General features: G+C 63.6%; 6 protein-coding genes. 3 read left to right on the forward strand and 3 right to left on the reverse strand.

Annotation, left to right across the window (positions count from 1 at the left end; translation table 11 throughout):
* Positions 1–198: 198 nt before the first annotated feature.
* Positions 199–1,374 (reverse strand): membrane dipeptidase, encoded by a 1,176-nt coding sequence (locus RA29_RS20270; protein ID WP_039689473.1) that lies wholly within the window; start codon positions 1,372–1,374, stop codon positions 199–201.
* Between the two features lie 137 nt (positions 1,375–1,511).
* Between RA29_RS20270 and RA29_RS20275 the strand changes: the two genes are divergently transcribed.
* Genes RA29_RS20275 through RA29_RS20285 form a run of 3 tightly spaced genes read left to right on the forward strand, consistent with a single transcriptional unit; the run spans position 1,512 to position 3,680 of the window.
* Complete coding sequence (locus RA29_RS20275; protein WP_241462669.1) at positions 1,512–2,510, forward strand: Gfo/Idh/MocA family oxidoreductase; 999 nt, start codon at positions 1,512–1,514, stop codon at positions 2,508–2,510.
* Positions 2,511–2,555: 45 nt separating this feature from the next.
* Positions 2,556–2,825 carry a DksA/TraR family C4-type zinc finger protein gene (locus RA29_RS20280; protein WP_039689475.1) on the forward strand — a complete coding sequence of 90 codons (270 nt, stop codon included), beginning with the start codon at positions 2,556–2,558 and terminating at the stop codon, positions 2,823–2,825.
* Positions 2,826–2,834: 9 nt separating this feature from the next.
* Entirely contained in the window at positions 2,835–3,680 is an 846-nt protein-coding gene (locus RA29_RS20285; protein ID WP_039689477.1) for an alpha/beta hydrolase, read from the forward strand.
* 54 nt (positions 3,681–3,734) lie between these two features.
* On the opposite strand, the gene RA29_RS20290 is transcribed toward RA29_RS20285, so the two are convergent.
* Both RA29_RS20290 and RA29_RS20295 read right to left on the reverse strand, forming a co-directional pair.
* Positions 3,735–5,555: a M3 family oligoendopeptidase gene (locus RA29_RS20290; protein ID WP_039689479.1), complete on the reverse strand. Its 1,821-nt coding sequence runs from the start codon at positions 5,553–5,555 to the stop codon at positions 3,735–3,737.
* A gap of 142 nt (positions 5,556–5,697) precedes the next feature.
* Positions 5,698–6,000, reverse strand: a 303-nt coding sequence (locus RA29_RS20295) for an amidohydrolase family protein (protein ID WP_039689481.1), incomplete at its 5' end; no start/stop codon positions are given.

The raw sequence follows: 6,000 nt of genomic DNA on the forward strand, positions 1-6,000 counted from the left end.
GAAACAGGGAATTCGGACCGGTCCGCGTAGCGGCAAACACTCTGGGGGAGTGTTTGAGGTCCGAATGGGCGGAGCCCCGGACCGGTCCTCTCGCGCATCGCCGCGCGATACGCTGCCGGGCATCGCGCATCGCTGCGCGGCACGTTTTTTGAGATTTAAATAGGCGGTGGGTGCAGCGATCTACCCGCGGCTCTGTCCTCAGTTCAGCCGTGCCCGCAGGACGCGCACCATGTTGCCGCCCATGACTTTCGCGATGGTCGGCTCATCCAGCCCAGCGTCGATCAGTGCGTGGGTGAGGCTGGCGAGTTTGGAGGTGTCGAAGGCTGTTGTGACCGACCCGTCGAAGTCGGAGCCGAGAGAGACGTGATCCGCGCCCACGGTGTCGATGGCCTGCACGATCATGGCGGCGATGGCCTCGGGCGTGGCATCGCGGCAGAGGATGTCGCCCCAATAGCCCAGCCCGATCACGCCGCCGGTGGAGGCGACGGCCTGCATCAGATCGTCTTCGAAATTGCGGGTGACGGGACAGAAGCCGTGCAGGCCGGTGTGGCTGACGATCACCGGCATGTCCGTCATGGCGATGGCGTCGCGGGCCACGGCAGGGCTGGCATGGGCGAGGTCGAGGACCATGCCGCGGGCTTCGATTTCCGCCACCACCGCGCGCCCGAAGTCGGTCAGCCCCATGTCGCGCGTGCCGTGAAGCGAGCCGCCGAGTTCGTTGTCGAAGAAGTGTTGCAGGCCGATGATGCGGTGGCCCGCCGCCTCGATCCGGTCGAGATTGGCCATGTCCCCTTCGAGCGCGTGGGCCCCTTCAATGCCGAGCAGGCCACCCACAGCCTTGCTGCCGTTTGCGCGGGCGGTGAGGTGGGCGTCAAGCTCTGCTTGCGAGGTGATGACTGTCAGCCGGTCGGGCACGCGGGCGGCGACCTTGTGCAGCCGTTCGGCCTGGTAGATCGCCCGTTCGGCCAGTGACCCCCAGGTGCGGGGCGGCCACATCTGACCGATGGCGAGCGGCGTGATGTTGTCGAAGGTTTCGGCCGAGTTTGCCTCGTAATTCTGGCCTGCGGGGGACTTGGTCACGGCGGCGAAGACCTGGAGCGCCACGCCTCCTTCGATCAGGCGCGGGATGTCGACATGGCCCCGGTCGGCGCGGTGTTCGATACTGCGTTTCCACAGGAGGCTGTCGGCGTGCCAGTCGCCCACGACCAGCGTGTCGTGCAGCGATTGGGCGGTGTCGGAGACGGGGTAGGGATCGTGCGGGACAACGGCATTGCGCCCTTTTTCGACGTAGCCCGGGGCGAAGGTCAGGAAGGCGGCGATGGCGGCCGCCAGGACGATGCCAAGTCCGATGAGACCGCGTTTGATCCAGCGCATGATGTCCTCCCGCCTGTGTGGGTGTCAGCTTAGGCCGCGCGGCATTCCGCAGGCCAGCATGACGGCGCGGCACGTGGCGTCTTGTGCGCGGTTGGGCAGGGGGTAAGGTAGTGGTTCACATTTGGAGTATACGCGTATTGGAACCGATCAGATGGGGTATTCTGGGGGCGAGTGGTTTTGCCCGCAGGGATATGGCGCCTGCTATTCATGCAGCCAAAGGGGCGGAATTGGTGGGGTTGGCGACATCCTCGCCGGACAAGGCGGAGGGGTTTCTTGCGTTCTGCCCGTCCTTGCAGGTGTACGGCAGCTATGAGGCGCTGCTCGCCGATCCGGGGATTGATGCCGTTTACATTCCGCTGCCCAACCACCTGCATGTGGAGTGGTCGCTGAAGGCGCTGGAGGCGGGCAAGCATGTGCTGTGTGAAAAGCCGATGGCGATGGCGGCGGGTGAGTACGACGCGCTGATTGCGGCGCGTGATGCGTCCGCGTGCTTTGCCACCGAAGCCTATATGATTGTCCACCATCCGCAGTGGCAGAGGGCGAAGGCGCTTTATGAGGAGGGTGCCATTGGGCGGCTCATTCATGTGGCGGGGCTTTTTGGTTATGACAATGCCAGCGAGCCGGGGAATGTGCGCAACCGGCCCGAGACGGGTGGGGGCGGTATTCCGGACATTGGCGTTTACACCTATGGCTGTACCCGTTGGCTGACGGGCGAGGAGCCGGTTGAGATCACCCATGCGGATGTGGATTTCGAGAACGGCGTCGATGTGTTGGCCCGCGTGTCGGCGCGGTTTCCGTCCTTTTCCGCCCATTGGGTGAATTCGATGCGGATGCACCCGTGTCAGGAGATGACCTTTGTCGGCTCGGACGGGATCATCAAGCTGACGGCCCCGTTTAATCCCGCGCGCTTTGCCACCGCCAGGCTGGAGTTGCAGCGCAATGTGCATGGTGTGGCGGGTGCGGCAGCGGTGACTGAGGAACGGTTTCCGGGGGTAGATCACTATGTGCTGCAGGTGGAGGCGTTTTCGGCCCATGTGCGGGAGGGCACGCCGTACCCCTGGCATCTGGAGGATGCGCGGGGGACGCAGGCGGTGATTGACGCGGTCTTTGCCAAGGTGGGGGCTGCTGGAGGCTGATCGCCCCTTCGGGGAGGATTTTTTGAAACAGGGAAGGGCGGCGTGATGGCAGGCGGATGGGCCAAGGACGGGGCGGTATCGGAGCAGATCGAGGCGTCGATTTCGGATGAGCTGGCGCGGATGAAGGCGCGGCCTGCGCCTGTGGGTGAGAGCCTGACCCATTGTGCGGAATGCGAGGAACCGATCCCCGAGGCGCGGCGCATGGCCATTCCTGGTGTGAAATTGTGTGTCGATTGCGTGGCGGAGCGGGATGCGGCCTTTCGCGCGCGGGGCGGGATCAATCGGCGCGGGTCGAAGGACAGCCAGTTGAAGTGAGGGACGCTGATGTTTGTTGAGCTGGAGACAGCGCGGATTTTCTTTGATGTGATCGGCCCGAAGCTGGAGCCTGTGGGCGAGGAGATGGTGCCGCGCCCGACATTGCTCGTGCTGCATGGGGGGCCGGGCTTTGACCATACGACGTTGCGCCCGTATTTTGACCGGTTCGCGGATGCCTTTCAGGTGGTCTATCTGGATCATCGGGGCTGTGGTCGGTCGAGCGGTGACCCGGAAACCTGGACGCTGGATCAGTGGGCCGATGACATTGCCGATTTTTGCGCGGCTTTGGGGATCGAGGCGCCGCTGGTCTTTGGCCAGTCCTTTGGCGGGATGGTGGCGATGCACTATGCCGCGCGCCATCCCGAGGGGCCTGCGAAGGTCATCCTGTCCTCGACCGCGGCGCGGTTTCGGTTGGATGCGACCATGGACATGATGCGTCGTTTGGGCGGGGATGAGGCGGCAGCGCTGGCCGAAGCGTTTTTTACTGCGCCGTCCGAGGAGGTTTATGCCGCTTATGGCGAGACGTGCCTGCCGCTTTACACGCAATCTGTTGATCCAAATGCGGGTGCGTTCCGCAAGCGCGCCATCGAGCGGCCTGAGGTTGCGGTGCATTTCTTTGAGAAAGAGATGATGGAGATGGATTTGCGGGCCGGGCTGGCGGCGATCCGCTGCCCGGTGCTGGTAATGGGCGGTGCGCTTGATCCGGTGACGCCGCCCATCTGTTCGCAGGAGATTGCGCAAGCGGTCGGCGATAATGCCGTGCTGGAGATGTTCGACGGCTGCGGGCATGGTGCGCACCGCGATGATCCGGCGGGTGCCGAGCGAGTGATGCGGGCGTTTCTGGGCGGCGGTTGAGGGCTGACCCGCGCCGCGGCGCGCGGCGAGGGTCTTGGTCTTGTGCGGGGCGCGTTAGTCTTCCATCGCTTCGAGTTCGTCGATGAAGCCCGAGATCATACTCAGCCCCTTGTCCCAGAATTTGGGGTCGGAGGCGTCGAGGCCGAAGGGGGCCAGAAGCTCTTTGTGGTGTTTGGAGCCGCCCGCTTTGAGCATGTCGAAATATTTATCCTCAAAACCCGGTGCGCCTTCTTCGTAGACGGAGTAGAGCGCGTTCACGAGACCGTCGCCGAAGGCGTAGGCGTAGACGTAGAAGGGCGAGTGGACGAAGTGGGGGATGTAGGCCCAGAACGTCTCGTACCCGTCCATGAATTCGAAGGCGGGGCCGAGGCTTTCGCCCTGTACGCTCATCCAGATGGCGTTGATGTCTTCGGGCGTCAGCTCACCGCCGCGCCGTGCCTCGTGCAGTTTGCATTCGAAGTCGTAGAAGGCGATCTGGCGGACGACCGTGTTGATCATGTCCTCGACCTTGCCTGCGAGCATGACCTTGCGCTGGGCGTCGTCCTTGGCCCCGTCGAGCATTTTGCGGAAGGTGAGCATTTCGCCGAAGACGGATGCGGTTTCGGCGAGGGTCAGCGGAGTGGAGGACAGCATTTCGCCCTGACCTGCGGCGAGCACCTGGTGCACGCCGTGGCCCAGTTCGTGGGCCAGGGTCATCACGTCGCGCGGTTTGCCGAGGTAGTTCAGCATGACGTAAGGGTGCACGTCCGTGACCGTGGGGTGGGCGAAGGCGCCGGGAGCCTTGCCCGGTTTCACGCCCGCATCGATCCAGCCCTTGGTGAAGAAGGGGTGCGCCAGCTCGCCCATGCGGGGGTCGAAGGCGTTATAGGCGTCCATGACCGTTTTCTGCGCCTCGTCCCAATCGACGATGCGGGGGTCTTCCATGGGCAAGGGCGCGTTGCGGTCCCAGACCTGCATCTTTTCAAGGCCGAGCCATTTGCGCTTCAGCTCGTAATAGCGGTGGCTGAGTTTGGGATATGCGGCGACCACGGCATTGCGCAGGGCCTCGACCACTTCGGGTTCGACCTGGTTGCTAAGGTGCCGCCCGGTCTGCGCCGTGGGCATGCCGCGCCAGCGGTCGAGGATTTCCTTTTCCTTGGCTTGCGTGTTGTGGACGCGGGCGAAGGTTTTGATGTTGCCCGAGAAGACTTCGGCCAGTTCGCGTGCGGCGGTTTCGCGCTTCTTGCGGTCGGGGTCGGTGAGGAAGTTCAGCGTGCCTTCGATATTGAGCGCTTCACCGTCGATGTCGAAGGTGAGCCCGGCGATGGTTTCGTCGAAGAGCCGTTCCCATGCGTCGCCGACGACGCCGAGGTCGTGGAGGAATTTTTCCAGCTCGTCGGAGAGTTGGTAGGGCTTCATGGCCCGGATCTTGTCAAAGACGGGTTTGTAGCGGGCGAGCTCTTCGCTGGCGCTCATCGCGGCGGCGAGGTGGTCGTCTTCGAGGCGGTTGAGTTCGAGGGTGAAGAAGACGAGCGGTGTGGTGAAGTTGGTGATTTTCTCCTGGCAGTCGGACATGAACTTGGCCCGGTCTGCGTCGGTGGTCAGTTGGTAGTAGCGCAGGCCGGCGTAGGACATGATCCGCCCCGCCACCTGGTTGATCCGTTCCTGGCGCTGGATGCAGTCGAGGAGGCCTTTGGCGTCGAGCGTATCTAGTTTGCCTTCGTAGTCGCTCGCAAAGCTCTTGCACGCCTCTTCGAGCCAGTCGAGGTCGCGTTTGAGTTCGGCGGCATCTTCGCCGGTGTAGAGGTCATCGAGGTTCCATTCGGGCAAGTTGCCCAAGGGCTGGTCCCCCGTGCTGGCATTGGCGTCGCGGACGGGGAAGGGGAGTTGGAACATGTGTGAGCACCTTTGATGACGTGTTGTGCCCATAGGTATGGGGGCATGTGCGTGGGGGCAAGGGTTTCGCCGCGCGGGGTGCGCGGCGACCGGCTGGGGGCCAGCCCCCAGACCCCCGAGGTATTTTTGGCCAGAAGAAAGACTATGGGGCAAAGAGGCGGTTGGGCGTGTCGACGAAGATCTTTTGGCGTTCTTTTTCGGTGGTGATGGATGAGAGGCTGTCGGCGAGCGTGGCGGCTTGGGGCATGTGCGCGCCGTTCAGCATGATATGCGGCCAGTCGGAGCCCCAGAGGCATGCGTCAGGGTTGGCGTCGATGAGGCGGCGCATGAGGGTGTGGGTTTCGGTGATGTTGTCTGTGAGCCGGTAGGGGGCTGAGAGTTTGATATAGGCGTGCCCTTCGGCCAGCAGGGCGCAGAGGGTGTCGATGGCGGCTGTGTTCGGGTC

It is taken from the genome of Tateyamaria sp. ANG-S1 (genome assembly GCF_000814025.1).
In the GTDB taxonomy this organism is placed as follows: Bacteria; Pseudomonadota; Alphaproteobacteria; order Rhodobacterales; family Rhodobacteraceae; genus Tateyamaria.

What these genes read in the sequence shown, in the direction of transcription:
- RA29_RS20270 (WP_039689473.1), bottom strand. Translation starts at nt 1,374, where the DNA reads ATGCGCTGGATCAAACGCGGTCTCATCGGACTTGGCATCGTCCTGGCG.
- RA29_RS20285 (WP_039689477.1), top strand. Translation starts at nt 2,835, where the DNA reads ATGTTTGTTGAGCTGGAGACAGCGCGGATTTTCTTTGATGTGATCGGC.
- RA29_RS20290 (WP_039689479.1), bottom strand. Translation starts at nt 5,555, where the DNA reads ATGTTCCAACTCCCCTTCCCCGTCCGCGACGCCAATGCCAGCACGGGG.
- RA29_RS20280 (WP_039689475.1), top strand. Translation starts at nt 2,556, where the DNA reads ATGGCAGGCGGATGGGCCAAGGACGGGGCGGTATCGGAGCAGATCGAG.